18 protein-coding genes are annotated in these 17457 nt (G+C 34.9%); 13 read left to right on the forward strand and 5 right to left on the reverse strand.

Features of this window, described 5'->3' with window-relative positions; genetic code table 11:
• Positions 1–9: 9 nt before the first annotated feature.
• From glnH to BGI23_RS03350, 8 genes are all read left to right on the forward strand, one after another.
• Positions 10–840 (forward strand): glutamine ABC transporter substrate-binding protein GlnH, encoded by an 831-nt coding sequence (gene glnH / locus BGI23_RS03315; protein ID WP_000916481.1) that lies wholly within the window; start codon positions 10–12, stop codon positions 838–840.
• Positions 841–910: 70 nt separating this feature from the next.
• A complete protein-coding gene (locus tag BGI23_RS03320; RefSeq protein ID WP_001112662.1) occupies positions 911–1567 on the forward strand; it encodes an amino acid ABC transporter permease in 657 nt (218 codons plus the stop codon).
• The gene (locus tag BGI23_RS03325; RefSeq protein ID WP_070805217.1) at positions 1568–2212 is read left to right on the forward strand and encodes an amino acid ABC transporter permease; all 645 of its coding nucleotides are present in this window, start codon (positions 1568–1570) and stop codon (positions 2210–2212) included.
• 204 nt (positions 2213–2416) lie between these two features.
• Complete coding sequence (locus BGI23_RS03330; protein WP_070805218.1) at positions 2417–3838, forward strand: amino acid permease; 1422 nt, start codon at positions 2417–2419, stop codon at positions 3836–3838.
• Entirely contained in the window at positions 3813–4190 is a 378-nt protein-coding gene (locus BGI23_RS03335; protein ID WP_046198908.1) for an OsmC family protein, read from the forward strand. The genes BGI23_RS03330 and BGI23_RS03335 overlap by 26 nt, the downstream gene beginning before the upstream one ends.
• A gap of 161 nt (positions 4191–4351) precedes the next feature.
• On the forward strand, positions 4352–4837 hold the full coding sequence (locus tag BGI23_RS03340) for an HIT family protein (protein ID WP_157441014.1): 486 nt from the start codon (positions 4352–4354) through the stop codon (positions 4835–4837).
• A 159-nt stretch (positions 4838–4996) separates the two neighbouring features.
• Entirely contained in the window at positions 4997–5554 is a 558-nt protein-coding gene (locus BGI23_RS03345) for an RNA polymerase sigma factor (RefSeq protein WP_046198906.1), read from the forward strand.
• Positions 5520–6944: a DUF4367 domain-containing protein gene (locus BGI23_RS03350; RefSeq protein WP_070805219.1), complete on the forward strand. Its 1425-nt coding sequence runs from the start codon at positions 5520–5522 to the stop codon at positions 6942–6944. Before BGI23_RS03345 ends, BGI23_RS03350 begins: the two co-directional genes overlap by 35 nt.
• A 41-nt stretch (positions 6945–6985) precedes the next feature.
• Here the strand turns inward: BGI23_RS03350 and BGI23_RS03355 are convergent, their stop codons facing one another.
• On the reverse strand, positions 6986–7969 hold the full coding sequence (locus BGI23_RS03355) for a helix-turn-helix transcriptional regulator (protein ID WP_172801678.1): 984 nt from the start codon (positions 7967–7969) through the stop codon (positions 6986–6988).
• 64 nt (positions 7970–8033) lie between these two features.
• Between BGI23_RS03355 and BGI23_RS03360 the strand changes: the two genes are divergently transcribed.
• Positions 8034–8555 (forward strand): dihydrofolate reductase family protein, encoded by a 522-nt coding sequence (locus tag BGI23_RS03360; RefSeq protein ID WP_070805221.1) that lies wholly within the window; start codon positions 8034–8036, stop codon positions 8553–8555.
• A 13-nt stretch (positions 8556–8568) separates the two neighbouring features.
• Here the strand turns inward: BGI23_RS03360 and BGI23_RS03365 are convergent, their stop codons facing one another.
• Both BGI23_RS03365 and BGI23_RS03370 read right to left on the reverse strand, forming a co-directional pair.
• The gene (locus BGI23_RS03365; protein WP_070805222.1) at positions 8569–9960 is read right to left on the reverse strand and encodes a sensor histidine kinase; all 1392 of its coding nucleotides are present in this window, start codon (positions 9958–9960) and stop codon (positions 8569–8571) included.
• Between the two features lie 11 nt (positions 9961–9971).
• Complete coding sequence (locus BGI23_RS03370; protein ID WP_070805223.1) at positions 9972–10649, reverse strand: response regulator transcription factor; 678 nt, start codon at positions 10647–10649, stop codon at positions 9972–9974.
• Positions 10650–10822: 173 nt separating this feature from the next.
• On the opposite strand from BGI23_RS03370, the gene BGI23_RS03375 reads away from it, so the two are divergent.
• The 4 genes from BGI23_RS03375 to BGI23_RS03390 all read left to right on the forward strand — a co-directional run bounded on the left by BGI23_RS03375 (position 10823) and on the right by BGI23_RS03390 (position 14644).
• Complete coding sequence (locus BGI23_RS03375) at positions 10823–12070, forward strand: cell wall-binding repeat-containing protein (RefSeq protein ID WP_070805224.1); 1248 nt, start codon at positions 10823–10825, stop codon at positions 12068–12070.
• 300 nt (positions 12071–12370) lie between these two features.
• Complete coding sequence (locus tag BGI23_RS03380; RefSeq protein WP_070805225.1) at positions 12371–13822, forward strand: SulP family inorganic anion transporter; 1452 nt, start codon at positions 12371–12373, stop codon at positions 13820–13822.
• Between the two features lie 65 nt (positions 13823–13887).
• Positions 13888–14310: a universal stress protein gene (locus BGI23_RS03385; protein WP_070805226.1), complete on the forward strand. Its 423-nt coding sequence runs from the start codon at positions 13888–13890 to the stop codon at positions 14308–14310.
• A gap of 208 nt (positions 14311–14518) precedes the next feature.
• Positions 14519–14644, forward strand: coding sequence for a DUF4027 family protein (locus tag BGI23_RS03390; protein WP_080776439.1), 126 nt, complete (start codon positions 14519–14521; stop codon positions 14642–14644).
• A 103-nt stretch (positions 14645–14747) separates the two neighbouring features.
• Here the strand turns inward: BGI23_RS03390 and opp4A are convergent, their stop codons facing one another.
• Complete coding sequence (gene opp4A, locus BGI23_RS03395; protein ID WP_070805227.1) at positions 14748–16529, reverse strand: oligopeptide ABC transporter substrate-binding protein; 1782 nt, start codon at positions 16527–16529, stop codon at positions 14748–14750.
• A 14-nt stretch (positions 16530–16543) separates the two neighbouring features.
• Positions 16544–17449, reverse strand: a complete 906-nt coding sequence (locus tag BGI23_RS03400; protein WP_000880733.1) for an ABC transporter permease — start codon at positions 17447–17449, stop codon at positions 16544–16546.
• Between the last annotated feature and the right edge of the window lie 8 nt (positions 17450–17457).

Consider the following 17457-nt stretch of genomic DNA (forward strand, 5'->3'; position numbering starts at 1 on the left):
AGGAGTTTTATGCTTAAAATGAAAAAGTTGTTTACGTTAATCGTATTTTCATGTTTATTCGTACTTGTCGTTGCTGGGTGCGGAAGTAAAAAAGATGAGGCGAAAGAAACGAATACGAAGCAAGGCGGGGCTGTTGAGCAAATTAAGAAGCGCGGGAAATTAGTAGTTGGGGTGAAGAATGATACGAACTTATTTGGATTGAAAAACCCTTCAACAGGGCAGGTAGAAGGATTTGATGTTGATGTTGCAAAGGCGCTTGCGAAAAAAATTCTTGGTGATGAAAAGAAATTGGAGCTGAAGGAAGTAACGTCAAAAACACGTATTCCACTATTGAAAAACGGCGATATTGATGCAATTATCGCAACGATGACAATTACAGAAGAACGTAAAAAAGAAGTGGATTTTTCAGATGTATATTTTAAAGCAGGACAATCGTTACTTGTGAAAAAAGGGAGCGATATTAAGAGTATTGATGATGTGAAAAAGGGCGTGAAAGTGTTAGCTGTCAAAGGTTCAACGTCTACAAATAACATTCGCCAAAAATCACCGGAAGCGACTGTATTAGAATTTGAAAATTACAGTGAGGCATTTACGGCGTTAAAAGCAGGGAAAGGTGATGTGTTAACGACAGATAATGCAATTCTTTACGGCATGGCAAAACAAGATTCGAATTATGAAGTTGTAGGGAAAATTTTCACGGATGAGCCGTACGGAATTGCAGTTCAAAAAGGTGCAGATGATTTAACGAAAGAGATTAATAGCTTAATTAAAGACATGAAAGCAAGCGGAGAGTATGACAAATTATATGAGAAATGGATTGGGCAAAAACCAGAGAAGTAAAGTGATAAATAGTAAAAGTGAGAGGATGAGAGTACTCATCCTCTTCTTCTAAAGAAAGAGGGGAGAATATGTGCCTGATTTTTCTATATTAACGAATAACATTGATATGTATTTAGAAGGATTTAAATATACAGTGATGTCTAGTGTCATCGCATTAATAGGCAGTTTTATTTTAGGCATAATATTAGCGGTAATGCGTATTGCACCGATTCGCATTTTAAATTGGTTGGGAGCAACTTTTGTAGAATTTGTAAGAAATATTCCACTCGTATTAATTGCATTTATATTCTATTTCGCTTTACCTGTAGTAGGAATTACTTTAAATGGTTTTGTAGCAGGAACGGTTACGCTTACCGTATATACTGCAGCGTTTATTGCGGAAGTTATTCGCGCTGGTATTTTATCAGTCGCGAAAGGTCAGATGGAAGCAGCACGTTCTTCAGGATTGACTTATACGCAAGCAATGTACCATGTCGTTTTACCCCAAGCGATGAAAATTGTAATCCCTCCTCTAGGAAACCAATTTCTCAATTTAGTAAAAAACTCTTCCATACTCGGAATTATTGCTGGAGCTGATTTAATGTATCAAGGAGACTTAATTTCAACGAAGACATTTGTTACGTTCGATGTGTATATATTTGTCGGGATGTTTTATTTAATATTAACAATTCCGCTCAGTATGCTAGTGCGTTATTTAGAAAAACGCTTAGCAAAGGAGGCGGTGTAAATGGATTTTAAGGGAGCAATAACAGGTGATCATATTCTATTTTTATTAAAAGGATTACTTATAACGCTAGAGGTAGCACTCATAGCAATTGTACTTAGTTTTATTATTGGTAGTGTAATAGGGATATTGCGCTACATGAAAATCCCTATTGTCTCACAAATATTAGGAATTATCGTTGAAGTAATTCGAAACTTACCACTACTATTAATTATATTTTTCACGTATTTTGCACTTCCAGAAGCAGGCTTGAAATTAGAAATTATAACAGCTGCAATTGTTGCATTAACAATATTTGAAGCAGCAATGATATCTGAAATTGTTCGAAGTGGCCTATTATCTATTGAGAAAGGACAGATTGAGGCTGCAAGGTCTTCAGGGTTAACGTATGTGCAAGCGCTTTGGCACATTATTTTACCGCAAGCGTTAAGAAGAATGGTTCCGCCGCTTGTTAGTCAGTTTATTTCATTGTTAAAAGATACATCATTAGCAGTTGTTATATCACTGCCAGAGCTTATGCATAATGCTCAAATTATTAGCGGACAAAATGTAAATTATATGATTCCAACGTTTATAGTAGTAGCTTGTATGTACTTTATCGTAAATTATAGTTTATCAATTTTATCGAGAAGATTAGAACTTCGTTGACTCTTACAATATATGTAAGGGTTTTTCCTTGTTTCTCCTTATTTTCCTCTAAATAGAATCTAAATCTTGCAATAATTCAATTTTTTATATTATTTTATCAGAAAAGTTTTAATTTTATATAGAAAATGTAATCGCTTTCGTGTATATTTTTATTATCAGAAAATTTTAACAAGATATAGGGGTATTGGTAGGGGGAGGATTTAGATGCAGCAACCAACGAATGAGAAATTACATCGTACGATGAAGAGTAGACATTTATTTATGATTGCACTAGGTGGTGTAATCGGAACTGGTTTTTTCTTAGGTTCAGGTTACACCATTAATCAGGCTGGACCAGGGGGAGCCATCCTTTCATATTTAGTAGGCGGATTTATTATGTATTTAACAATGCTTTGTCTTGGAGAGTTAACGGTAGCGATGCCAGTTTCAGGTTCTTTCCAAAAGTATGCGACGAAGTTTATTGGACCAGGAACGGGCTTTATGATCGGCTGGCTATATTGGCTTGGCTGGGCAGTAACAGTAGGATTAGAATTAACGTCAATCGGTTTAATGATGAAAAGATGGTTTCCAAATGTTGATGTTTGGGTATGGTGTCTCGTCTTCGGTGTTATTTTATATGCTTCAAACGCAATTTCAGCGAAAAGTTATGCTGAATTAGAATTTTGGTTTTCTAGTATTAAAGTAATTACCATTCTTGCATTTGTTGTTCTTGGAGGTAGTGCATTATTAGGATTTATATCATATGACGGAAAAGAAGCAGCACCTCTTTTCTCTAACTTTGTAAGCGAAGGTGGATTATTCCCGAATGGACTAGCTGCCGTATTACTTACGATGATTACAGTTAACTTCTCGTTCCAAGGAACAGAGTTAATCGGGATTGCAGCGGGAGAAAGTGAAAATCCAGAAAAAACAATTCCACGCGCAATCCGTAATACAGTATGGCGCATTATGTTATTTTTCATTTTAACAATGACGATTTTAGTAGGATTAATTTCTTGGAAAGAAGCAGGGGTAATTGAAAGTCCATTTGTAGTCGTATTTGATAAAATTGGTATTCCATACGCAGCTGATATTATGAACTTCGTTATTATTACAGCGTTACTATCTGTAGCAAATTCAGGATTATATGCGGCAACTCGTATACTATGGTCACTTGCAAATGAAGGAATGGCACCGAAATCTTTCCAGAAAGTAAATAAGCGTGGTATTCCAATTACAGCATTAGTTGTAACAATTGCTGTAGCTGCTTTATCTTTATTAACAAGTTTCCTTGCAGAAGATACAGTATACATGTACTTATTATCTATAGCTGGTTTATCAGCTGTTTCAAGTTGGATCATTATTGCCCTGTCGCAATTGCGCTTTAGAAGTCAGTATATAAAAGGCGGAGGAAAGTTAGAGGACTTAAAATATAGAACACCGTTATATCCAATTGTTCCTATTTTAGCTTTAATTACAAATAGTATCGTCGTTATTAGTTTAGCGTTTATTCCAGAACAAAGAATGGCGTTATATTGTGGTATTCCATTTATCATTTTCTGCTACATATATTATTATATAAATAAGAAACGGCAGAAACCGATGAAGGTGGAGACAACAAATGAAACTAACCATCAAACAAGATGATATTGAGGCAGATTTATCGTATGGTCAATTAGCGATTGGAAAAGAAAACGGGTATTCACCGTTACAATTACTCATTTCTTCAATCGCAGGATGTAGTGCAATTGTCTTTCGAACAATTTTAGAAAAGAAACGTATTCCATACGATACGTTTACAATTGAAACGGAAATTGGTAGAAGTGAAGCATTATCAAAACCAGTTGAAAGTGTTCATTTGCATTATAAAATTAAAGCACAAAACATTACAGAAGAGAAGTTGGACAAGGCACTGCAACTTGCAGTGAAAAATTGTACGATTGTTCAATCAGTAAAGGATAGTATAAAAGTTACGGAAACGATTGAATTAATAAAGTGAAACTGTAATCAGTGGGAGTGTTTATCCCCACTGATTACTAGTTGAACCAATCGGGCTTTTACGGGCAGTTGATCTCCTATTTCACTTCTTTGCTTTACAGCAGAATTTTGAGATAGGGATCTTACTGCCCGTTAATGCGGGATAAAGTAAAACAGAAAAACGTGAGAATACGGCTCTCACGTTTTTCTGTTTTAGAGAGAGGGGAAAGTATGATGGAATGTTTAGGATGTAAATTAGCAAACGAAGAGGAAAAAATTTATAGAGTATACGAAGATGAGTATGTAACATGTTTTTTAGATCATGCACCTTTCTATCCAGGACATACTTTAATTGTGCCAAAACAGCATGTTGTAGAAGTAGATGAATTAGATGATGTTGTAGCAAAATCCATTATGGATGCTTCTAAGCTTATTGCAAAAGCGATTAAGGCATTATATAAACCAGATGGAGTTACAGTTTGTCAAAATGGTGGAGTATTTAACGAGTTAACACATTACCATATGCATGTCGTACCAAGATATAAAGAGCGCTCATTTGCTGAGTTTTATATGGTACAACCGGGAGAAAAGCAGAATCATAAATTGGAAGAGACACAGAATTTGTTAACAGAAGCGATAGAGCATATGCTGCTTACTGAAAAGGCGTAGCAGTCAGGAAATTTCTAATATTAAAAAGCCCAGTTTCTCAGTTAAAATAGAGAAATTGGGCTTTTGTTTATTTTATTATTAAATTTTATTTATAAATAGATTTTGTAGTGTCACAAAGTATATGGCTCATTCGTTATATAGAGTGAGAGGAGGAATTATATGAAAGTTACAAACAACGATTATGAAAAGATGGAAGAGCTATATGAGTTGTATGAACAAAAGATTTATTATGTAGCGTATTCTATTTTAAATAATATTCAACAGGCTGAAGATGCAGTTCAAGAGACGTTTATTACTCTTTATAAGAACTTGGAAAAGCTCCATAGCTTGAGTACAGAAGAGCTTAAACGATACATTTTGAGGGTTGCGAAAAACAAGGCGATTGATAGCTACCGGAAAAATAGACGACATGAAACATTTTTAGAAGAATATGAAAGAGAATCAGCAGAAGCAGTAGATGAAAATATTGAAGAGTGGGAAAAACGTGTAATGTCCGAGGTTCAAATTGATGCATTGTTAAAAGAGTTAAATGAGTCTAATAGACAGGTGTTTAAGTATAAAGTCTTCTATAACTTAACGTATCAAGAAATTTCAAGCGTCATGGGGATAACGGAGGCTAATGTCCGCAAGCAGTTTGAGCGTGCTCGAAAAAGAGTCCAAAATATGATAGGAGGTATACAACATGACGAATTCAAAGAACTCCAAAGAAATATATGAACTTGCTGAAAAAATTGCTTTAGATGATTTTGATAAACTCGAAGAACAACATGAATTTTCACATACATATACGCGCAAAAAGAAATTGTTTATGGAAGAAATGAAGCTGAAAGACGAGAAGCCACAGAAAAAGCGTAAAAAACATCGGATGTTAATTGCTGCTGCTTGCTTATTGATTGGTATGCCGACAACCGTTTTTGGTGCAGTGAAAGTTTATAATATGATTGTCCAAAAACAAAATTACGAAGTAAATGTTTCAGTAACAAATAAGGACTCGCAAAAGAGTAATAAGTGGTATAAGTTGAAGGTTGGTAAATTGCCAGAAAATATGGAAGCAATTGATGATAGTGCTATGAAATATTCATTTAAAGATAACAACGCAATGGGGGGATTTTCATTCGCTCTTTCGAGAGTGGGAGAAAATGCGGATTTTCAAACTTTATATTCAAAAAGTTATGAAGAAAAAGAGATAAATGGCAGGAAAGCAGTAATTGTTCATAAAGAAACTGGAAACAACAACGTAATGTTTGACAGAAAGGTCTTTCTCTTTTTTGAGAAAGAAGGGATTATGTTAGAAAGTTATATTGGATCCGATGTAAACGAAGAACAAATGATAGATGTGTTAGGGAGTATTTCACTTGAGCCTACGTCAAAAGGAAAGGCATCATATATAGCAGATTATGATGAAAATCGCTTTACCAAAGCAGCTGAACCGAAAGAAAATAAGGTGATTCCATTGAAAAAAGATAGTAAACGACTATTTCATATAGGACAAAAGGTTCCAGTAACGATATCTATGGATAACAGCCAAATTGAATATGTGATAGAAAAAGTTGAAGTCTTTGATTCAATCAAAGATTTTAAACAAGAGAACTTTAATGAACTTGGCCTAGAGATATTAAGCAAGAATAAGGCTTTAGATCAGACGGGAAAATTACTATCGTACAGACGAGAGGAATATAAATTAGGGAATGGTAAAGAGTCAATTGATACATTAGTAGATTCCAAATTAGTTAATGTTAAATTTGTCTATTTAACAACAACAGTGAAAAATATTGGTAAAAAGTCGACAGAAGAAATCTATATGCATCCATCTATAAAACAGCTTAAATTTGAAGGGAATGCATGGAACTACGCTAAAGAAGAAGGAATGGACGCAACGCGTATTATGACGGGTGAAGTTGATTACTTGGAACCTCACGGAGACGGAAAAAGCTTTTATAATATTGGCAGTATCCGACCAGGAGAAACGGTAAAAGTTAATTTAGGTTACTTTGTAGATGAGGATAAACTAGAGTCAATCTTTCTGGATGCTTTCAATTACAGAGGGGCTGGCGACACTGAAAATATGAATGCGAAACATCGTTGGTGGTTTGATATTCGTCAATAGTAACAAAGAGACTAAAAAGCTGCTTATATTTAGCAGCTTTTTTAGTCTCCATACATATGTAAAACTTCTTTCGCACGCATACGTAAACCATCTATCAATTCTTTCGGTTCTAAAACTCGTACATCTTTCCCAAGTCTGTAAAATAAAGGGGTAATAAAGTTTATTTCACCTTTATCAATTGTTGAATGTATATATCCTGTCCCGTCTTCGTTTACTACTACGAATTCTTCAAGATAAGGAACGCTTTTACATTGGCGTACACCTTCTGTTGTTAGTAAAACATGTAACTGAGTAGGACTATGTATTACGTTAGAGTTAGAGGCAAACCACTCTTCTAAATTCATGAACGTACTTTCATTTTCTTCTGTTGATAATATAGAAAGAATACGATCAACGCGATACAGTAATACTTTTTTTCTGTTGAAGTCATAGGATGGTAAGTACCATAGCCCGTCATGAGCGTATACACCGATAGGATGAACATGTTTTGTTTTTAACCCCGATTTAGATTCGTATTGAAAGTGTAAATTTTTATTTTCAATAGCCGCGGTTAGTACTTCATTTAAAAGAGGTGTATCAATCGTTCTCTTCGGATTCCAGAAAGCAATATAAGAGCGTATTTTATCAACTTTCGCTTTCGCATCATGTTGTAGAGAGCTGTACAGTTTGTGTGTAACGGAATTGATTTCTGTATTAAAAGGTAAGTTTCTGTAGTAGCTTAAAGATTGAAAGGCAAAAAAGATGGAGACTGCTTCTTCTTCCGTAAATAAAATAGGGGGGATGACTCTATTCGTTAATACTTTATAGCCGCCGTTACGACCTTGTTCAGCGTAAATGGGTAATCCCATATCACTCAAGTCTAAAATATATCTATGGACAGTACGAACAGAAATATTAAATTCGTTAGCTATTTCTTGCGCTGTAAATGTCTTTTTCGCAGAAGCAAATATAAGAATATCTAATAAGCGTTTAGCTTTTGACAAATGTATCACCTTTTTTCTTTTTAACATGACATAAATTGTCATGTTTTATTGTTAGTATATTGTTTATATCACATGTTATCAAGATGAGATGCAAGGAGGAAAAGAGATGTCACGTGAAATCGTTTTATTTATTGCAGCTAGTTTGGATGGATATATTGCGAAAGAAGATGATGATTTACAGTGGTTAATGGAAACAGAAGGAGAGGGAGATAACGGTTATACAGAAATGTATGAAACAATTGATACGATAATCATGGGAAAAAGAACGTACGATTATGTAGTAGAGCATATGGATACATTCCCGTATGTAGATAAAAAATGTTATGTTTTTTCTAACTCAGAAAAAGGTTCAAACGAACACGTGGAGTTTGTAAATGAAGATGTAGTCGAGTTTACAAAAAGGTTGAAAGAGCAAGAAGGATCTAAAATATGGATGGTCGGTGGAGGAAGTTTATTAAGAGAATTCTTTAAGAATAATCTAATTGATGAATATGTTGTTACAATTACACCTCATATATTAGGTTCTGGAGTGCCATTATTTCAAGACAAGAACCCAGAAATCCATTTAACTTTAACGGATATGAAACGTTTTGGGCAATTTGTAAACTTATATTATAAAGTAAAATGATAAAGAAACACGACTACTGATGGTAGTCGTGTTTCTTTATAGATGGCAATGAAATTGTAAAACAAGACCCGTGATCGACTTCGCTCGTTACAGTAATAGTTCCGCCGTGTAGTTCTATAATTTCTTTCACGATAGATAGCCCTAAACCAGTCCCACCGGTAGCTCGTGATCTTGCTTTATCTACTCGATAAAAGCGTTCGAAAATGTGAGGGAGATCTTCAGACGGAATACCTTCGCCTTCATCTTCAATTGTAATAGAAATATGTTTATGTTCTTCTGTAACAGAAATGTTTATATGAGAATGTTCTTTTGAATGTCTATAAGCGTTATTTAAAATGTTCATCACAACTTGTTCGAATCGTTGTTCATCTAGGTTCACTAGCAGTGTAGGAGGACAAGAGAAAGAAACTCTAATGTGTTTTTCTTTATATATGGCATTTACTTTTTCAGCTATGCGAGTCAGGAAGGTGTGTAAATATACTTCCTTTACTTGAATAGAAAAGTTATGTTGCTCCATTTGTGCCAGTGAAAACAAATCTTGAACTAAGTTTGTAATGTAATCAGACTCGTCTTTTATAATAGATAAATATCGTAAACGTTGCTTGGGAGATGTGGTTTCTTTTAAAGCAATGTCAGCGTAACCTCTTACGTATGTCAAAGGTGTTCGTAATTCATGAGCAACACTTGCTAGAAATTCACTTCGCTCTGTTTTCATATAATGTAAATCATTAGCAAGCGTTTGAATTGATGAGGCTAGTTCACCAATTTCATCATTTCGATTAGTCGTTAACGAAACGGATAAATCGCCTTTACTCATTTTTTCAGTGGCATGTTTCATGTGTAACAATGGTTTTGTTAACAACCGTGATAAGAGAAAGATAGTAATGGCTGTTAATAGAAACGTAATGACTCCGGCAATAATGAATTGTATTGTTAGCCCATTCACCATTTTTTCAATAGATTCTGTCCCAAGAAACATGTACACATAGCCTTCATGTTTTCCATCTACTACAATGGGACTAACTGTACATATATAATTAGATGTTTTCCAATGATTTTCTATAATTGCGCCTTCATGATCTGTCCGTGTTTGCATCTTTTCAATATGCTTTTTTATAGTAGTATTTATTTCGTTGGATTTGGCTAGTACATCCTTATTTGCATTTGTAATAACAACAGTCGTTTCGGCTTCGGATTCCATTAGCGCAACATGTGAGATTGTTTGCTTATCAAAATACTTTTCAAGGACATCTCTGTGACTATTTCCGCGCTTTAATAAAGCTGTCATTTCTTCATTTACTCTAGTGTTTACGAGACTATAATAGAGCGAAACAAATAGAACACTTTCAATTAAAAGTGTGACAATTAAAAAATAAAATCCGAATTGAATAGAGATTCGTTTCATGACTTTGCTCCTTAATGTTCGATATCAATCCATCGATAACCAACTCCGTACACAGTTTTTAAATGATCATCAATAGGGAAATTTACTTTTCGTAATTTATCACGCAAATTACGAATATGTGAATCGACTGTTCTATCTTCTGTATTTGTATTTAATCCCCAAATTCGTTCAATGAGCTGATCACGGTTTAATACGTAGTTCACATGACGTAAAAATAATCCGAGTAAAGAGAATTCGATTGGAGTAAGAAGAAGTTCTTCATTATGGACAGAAACGGAGTGCTTCGCTTCATCCCATACAATCCCGTGATATTGAATTTGTTTATGTTCATTTGTGCGCCTTAAAACAGCTTCAATTCTTGCGAAAAGTTCCTCCTCATGGAAAGGTTTCGTTACGTAATCATCCGCTCCGATTTTTAATCCTTGGACGACATCTACGGTTTGATCACGAGCGGTAACCATAATAATAGGAACGTTACTAAATGAGCGGATTTTTCTGCACGTTTCCCATCCGTCCATCGTTGGCATCATAATATCGAGTAAAATAAATTTAAAGTTTTGATTTTCTATATGTGAAATCGCTTCTTCTCCGGATCGTGCACATATGCAGTTATATCCAATTGGAGTAAGATAAAGCGTTAATAATTCAAGCATTCTCGGTTCATCGTCTACGAGCAGTATATCAATCATAGAGAGCCCTCCATATATAATCTTTACTTAAATTGTAATGCAAAATCATGAAGAAATGGTGCAGATTATCATGCATCTGCATAATTTCTTCAGAATTGCTTGTTATTGTAAAGTTGAAATTCCATTTTAGGTAATGATATTGGCTCGAAAACGATTTATACGGAGGCGGTATAGTGAAAAAGATGACCCGAATCTTTGGGATAACAATAATTACAGCAGTTGGTCTTGCGGCATGTGGACAAACAAATACAGATCATAAAAATCATGAATCTAAAGAAGAGAAGAAAACAGAGCAGAAGGAAATGAAAATGAATCAGGAGGTAACTGCACCGAAAGAAATGAATCAAGGTGCATCAAATGATTTATTAACAACAAGTTTAAAAAATGTAACGAGATTAAACACAAATGATCCTCTGCAAATGGCAGTATTAGCTTCGCAGACGATATGGCCAGCAACGCATAAAGAGAATCAGCCAGGCGCTGTTATTTTAGTACCAGTAAACGAGTGGCAATTAGGTATTGCAAGTGCAGACCTTATTCATCATCCGAATAACGGACCGATTTTATTTATAGAAAAAGAAAAGGTACCCGAAATGACGTTAAAAGAAATAAAACGGCTAAATCCGCTCGGAACGAAAGATGGAACACAAATTATGGTGATGGGGGATGTCGGTGCATCAATCCTTGAGCAATTAAAAGATTATAAAGTAAAGCAAATAAAAGAAACGGATCCAGCTATCTTTGCAAAAGATGTTGATAAAGAGTATGCGGATATAACAGGCAGTTATCCGAATAGCGTTATTATCGGTTCGTCTGAAGAAGAAGGACGTTTATATACAACACCAGCTGTAAACTGGATTTCTCATATGCCAGAACCACTACTTTATACAGAAAAGAATAAAGTGCCAGAAGCGACGATAGAGGCATTAAAGATGAGAAAAGATAAAGCAAATATATATTTACTAGGACCAGAAAAAATCATTTCAAAAGAAGTAGAAAAAGGGTTAAGCAAATACGGGAAAGTAACGCGTATTAGTGGAGAGACTCCAGTAGAAAATTCTATTACATTTGCAAAGTTTAAAGATGAAAAAACAAAATTTGGATGGGGGTTCACGAAACCAGGTCACGGTGTATCATTTGTTTCAAGCAAAACACCAGACTTGGCAGTTGCAGGAGCACCATTTTCACATATGGGTAAACATGCCCCCGTCATCTTATTAGAGGAAGGAAAAGCTTCACAACCAGTGTATGATTTCCTTGCTACTATTCAACCGAAGTTTAAAGATGACCCAACACTTGGCCCGTACAATCATGGATTCTTATTAGGAAATACTGAAAATATTTCATTTGAAACGCAAGGTATATTGGATGAGAGGCTAGAGATTGTGCAAGAAAGTGGTCAAGGGCACGGTGGACATTAATGAAATGAGAGAAGACGCTATGAAGGTAGCGTCTTTTTTAGGAAACTTTTACATAGCGAAAAATCCTCTACTCGTTATATAATAGCCTTCGTGCAGTCGGCTAGATTTTCTTATGGAGAAAATCAAATGATAAAGTGAAACTTTAATCATTGGGGGGCATCCCCCAATGATTATTAACCTTCACCAATCGAGCTTTTATGGGCAGTTGATCCCCACCTAACTTCTTTGCTGTCTCTGAATTTTGAGGTAGGGTCTTACTGCCCGGCAAATAGCGGGGTAAAAGAGTAGAGGAGTGGTATTTTGTTTCAAACGATAAAAAATGATTGGTTCTCCAACGTGAAAGGGGATGTGCTATCAGGAATAGTTGTTGCTTTAGCGTTAATCCCTGAAGCAATTGCTTTCTCTGTTATTGCAGGTGTGGATCCGACCGTAGGCTTATACGCAGCCTTTTGTATTGCAGTTACCATTTCATTTGTTGGTGGAAGAACTGGAATGATTTCAGCTGCAACAGGTGCGATGGCATTATTAATGGTAACGCTCGTTAAAGATCATGGTTTGCAATATTTATTTGCTACAACAATAGTAACAGGTATTGTCCAAATTATTTTCGGCGTATTCAAACTGAGCTCATTTATGAAGTTTGTTCCGAAATCTGTTATGAGTGGTTTTTTAAATTCACTTGGAATTTTAGTTTTTACAGCACAATTGCCACATTTTAAAAATGCAACTTGGCAAATGTACGCGCTTGTCGCATTAGGACTTGTAATTATATATGTATTTCCACGTATTACGACGGTTGTACCGTCTACACTTATTTCCATTATTATTGTGACAAGTATTGCAATTATGAGCGGATTACAGTTAAAAACAGTAGGGGATATGGGAAGTTTGCCGAAAGAATTACCGTTCTTTAGTATTCCAGACGTGCCTTTTACACTTGAGACATTAGGGATTATTTTACCGTACGCAGTTATGCTTGCAATTATCGGTTTACTAGAGTCTTTATTAACAGCTTCAGTTTTAGATGATATGACGCATACGGAAAGTAATAAACATAAAGAAGCACGTGGGCAAGGTATTGCAAACATTGTTGCTGGTTTCTTCGGAGGAATGGCAGGATGTGCAATGATTGGACAATCTGTTATTAATATTAAATCAGGTGGACGCGGTCGTTTATCGACGTTTGTAGCGGGCGGATTTTTAATCGTATTACTATTCGTTTTAGGTGACTATGTCGTGCATATTCCGATGGCAGCTTTAGTTGCAGTTATGATTATGGTTTCAATCGGAACATTTGATTGGAACTCTGTAACAACGATTCATAAAGTACCAAAAGGAAATGCATTTGTTATGATTGTAACAGTTGTGGTGGTCTTAATTACACATAATTTAGCATTAGGTGTAATTATCGGAACAGTAATTAGTGCGGTTTTATTTGCATTCAATATGGCAAAGATTCACGTGAAACATTTATATATTGAAAATAAGAAAATATACGAAATTCATGGCCAACTTTTCTTCGCATCTACGGCAGATCTTATCAATAATTTTTCATTTGAGGAAGATGTAAAAGAAATTGAGTTGAATTTTTCTCACGCACACATATGGGATGATTCAGCAGTGGCATCAATTGATAAAGTTATCATGAAGTATGAACAAAGTGGCGTGAAAGTCAGTATAACAGGATTAAATGAACGTAGCGCAAAACTTGTTACAAATTTAGCTACTTATAATAAAAGAATTGCTAGTTAGAAGCCTCCTTTTTAGGGGGCTTTACTATATAATATGAGTAGGATAAGGAAAAGGGGATTCAGCATATGTATAAACAAATTATATTAGCATGTGACGGTTCTGAACATGCACTTCGAGCAGCGGAACATGCAACATATATTGCGAAATGTAGTGAAGAAACAAATGTTGAAGTTGTGTACGTAGTAGATAATAGAACAGCAAAATCAGATATTATACAAGGCCAAACGGATTTAGAAACAGTATCAGCTAGTCGAAAAGATAAATTAAAAGAGATTGAAGGTTTATTAAAGAAAGAGAACATTTCTTATAAAATTACGATATTACATGGCGATCCAGGAGATACAATTGTTCAATACGTAAATACAGGAGATATAGATCTTGTTATTGCTGGGAGTAGAGGGTTAAATACATTGCAAGAAATGGTGCTTGGTAGTGTCAGTCATAAAATAGCAAAGCGTGTGAAATGTCCGGTAATGATTATTAAATAAATTGAGTGAGATATTCTGTAGTGTAAGCAGGGCCTTGATATAATTCAAGGTCTTTTTTGACGTATAGAAGGGGAGAGTGTGGACATAATAGATATATAAGTTTTAGAAAATATTAACTTACAAATTTGTAAGTTTGTTGTCAGAAAAATCGATGTTATGACAATTATTCCATTGGTAAAATAAAAGTATCGAAGGGGAGAGAGGGAGGATGAAAAAGATGAAAGCATTTCAAGATTTATCATATAGCCAAGGTGTCGGTCTTATTTGTTTAGGGGGATTTGCTGCATCTGTTACGTTAGCTGTTGTAATAAAGATGATTCATCAAATCTTTTGATTTTAGAGTGGGGAAGGAATTGGTTGTTATAAATAGTCAGAAAAGGATTGTAAATAAAAAATAGCTCTTAGCAGTAAGTAAATGCTAAGAGCTATTTTTATGATTATTTTTCTACTTCTGGCTTCTCACTTGTTACAGTAACGTCTTTCCAATGTGAAGTTATTTGATTCACTTCAGCATTGACATCAAAATCTTTTACGCGCTTATTAACACCTGTTAAATCAAATGTGTAATGAATTGGAATCATCGGTGCTTCGTCATGAATTAATTTTTGCCATTTATCGTATACTTCTTTACGATATTTTTCATCAGTAGCTTTTTCTGATAATCCAGCATCTAATAACTTCGTATTTTCATCATTTACCCAGCGCTGATAGTTAAAACCAGCATTTTTACCCCATAGACCAGAAAGGTCAGGATCAGAACCAGTATTCCAAGCACCAGAGAAAATATCAACCTTTGGATCATCTTTTTTAATCATTTCACGCATAGCATTAAATTCATGTAAGCGTCCATCAACAAGTTCTACTTTTAAGCCGATATCCTTCCAAGATTGAATATAGAATTTAGCCAGTGGTTCACTTGTTTCACTACCGTTACTAGCTAAGAAGTTAATTTTAAATTCATTACCTTTTGGATCTTCACGGAATCCGTCACCATTTTTATCTTTATAGCCAGCTTCATCTAATAGTTTTTTCGCTTTATCTACATCTAAGTTATATGCGCCAGCATTGTTATTATGGTACTTTGGCATAGATGGTGGAATTGGAGAGTTAGCTGGAACACGAAGTCCGTGATATACTTTTTCTCCTAATTTTTCTCTATCAATTGCATAAGCCATTGCTTGACGTAAACGAACATCTTTGAACTTATCGTTATCCATTACAGCTTCATTCTTTGCTTTGTCCATATGTCCAAATTTAAATCCGATATAAGTGTAAGCAAGCGCAGTTTTTCCTACTAGTTGTGTATTTTTTAATTTACTTACGTTTGGATATTGATCAGCAGTAATTGATGCAATATCAATATCACCTTTTTTCAGAGATGCACTAACAATAGATGGATTTACAACTTTTAATGTTACATTTTTTAGTTTAGGTTTGCCAGCCCAGTAATCATCGAAGCGCTCATACTCAACTGATTCACCAGGAACAATTTTCTTCACTTTAAATGGTCCGAATCCAATTGGATTTTGACGGATCTTATCAGATTCAGCCAGTTTTTCAATTGGTACATCACCTAAATATTTTTTAGGTGTAGGATATGTCCAAATACCAGTTTTCAGTGAAGGGTTTACTTCTTTATAAGTAATTGAAATTGTTTTTGGGTCGACTACTTTAATACCAGAGATTTTGTCAGCTTTTCCAGCGTGATATTCTTCCATACCTTCAATCATTTGCATTTGTGTATCGTAACGGATACCTGTATATTTACTATTACCAATGATTAAGTAAGAATATTCTAAATCCTCAGCAGTTACAGGGTTACCATCGTGCCATTTTACATTATCTTTAATCTTAATAGTAATTGTTTTTTTATCTTCAGAAATTGTATACGTTGCAGCACCGTCATTTGTGATTTCCCAGTTTTTATCTGAAGCTAATAAACCTTCATCAAAGAAATCCATAATTTCTGAATCTGGAGCAACTTCATACAATACTCTACTTAAAACACCAGCGAAAGGTGAATTTGAAACGAGTCCATAAGTTAATGATCCGTCTTTAATTTCTTTACCATCATTTTTTACAGCAGCACTAAATTTATTTGTTTCTACTTTTTTCGTATTTGCCTTTTTGCTACCGCTATCAGCACCCCCACATGCAGATAGTAATAATGTTGAAGCAGCAAATGTACTTAGTACTTTGTACAATTTTGGTTTGTTCATAACTTCTCCACCCCTTAACCTTTTCTTTGTCTCGCATCAGCCGCACGTTTTAACGCTTGACCAATAAAATTTATACACAGCATCAACACTAAAATCATGATTGATGCGGGTAACCAAATCCACCATTTTTCTTGCAATACATCTGGGTTTGTTGCGTAACTTACAAGTGTACCAAGACTCGGTGTGCTTTCTGGTAGACCGAAGCCTAAGTAAGTCAAACTAGATTCAATCCCGATGTTACCAGCAAGATTTAATGTAATATTTACGATAATAATAGAGCTCAAATTAGGTAATATTTGCTGGAAGATAATTTTCCAATTTGGTGTTCCTAACGTTTTTGATGCAGATACGTAATCAAGTTCTTTCTCCGTTAATACTTTAGAGCGTATAAGCCTTGCTTTTCCGACCCATAAGAAAGCCGTCATTATGAGAATAAATGTAGTAATATTGAAAGTTGGAACGAGTGAGATAAATACGATAACAATCATTAAGAATGGTAAAATCATCATAAAGTCGATAAAACGCATGATGATGTTATCAACAACTCCTCCAAAATAGCCAGCAATTAGTCCCATCGTAAGACCGATAAGGGTTGATAAAAGAGTAATGGCTAAACCAACTGTAAAGGAATTACGTGTACCAATAATTAATTGTCCGAAAATATCACGGCCTCCATAATCAGTTCCTAGCCAATGTTCAGCAGAAGGAGGATCATAAATGGCGAACAGATCGACTCGAACGATATCTTCTTGTTTCATAATAAATGAAGTTGTATAAACGGCTATTAATATTAAAGCTAAAAAGAATAGGGAAAACATTGCTAGTTTATCTTTACGAAATTCGCGCCACATAATGGAGAAACCAGAAGGGCTCTTTTCGTAATGAATGACTTCAGTTTGTTTTTCAGGATTTGCTAACATAACGTTTC

The sequence above is a fragment of the Bacillus sp. ABP14 genome, assembly GCF_001831375.1.
GTDB classification, from domain to species: domain Bacteria; phylum Bacillota; class Bacilli; order Bacillales; family Bacillaceae_G; genus Bacillus_A; species Bacillus_A paranthracis.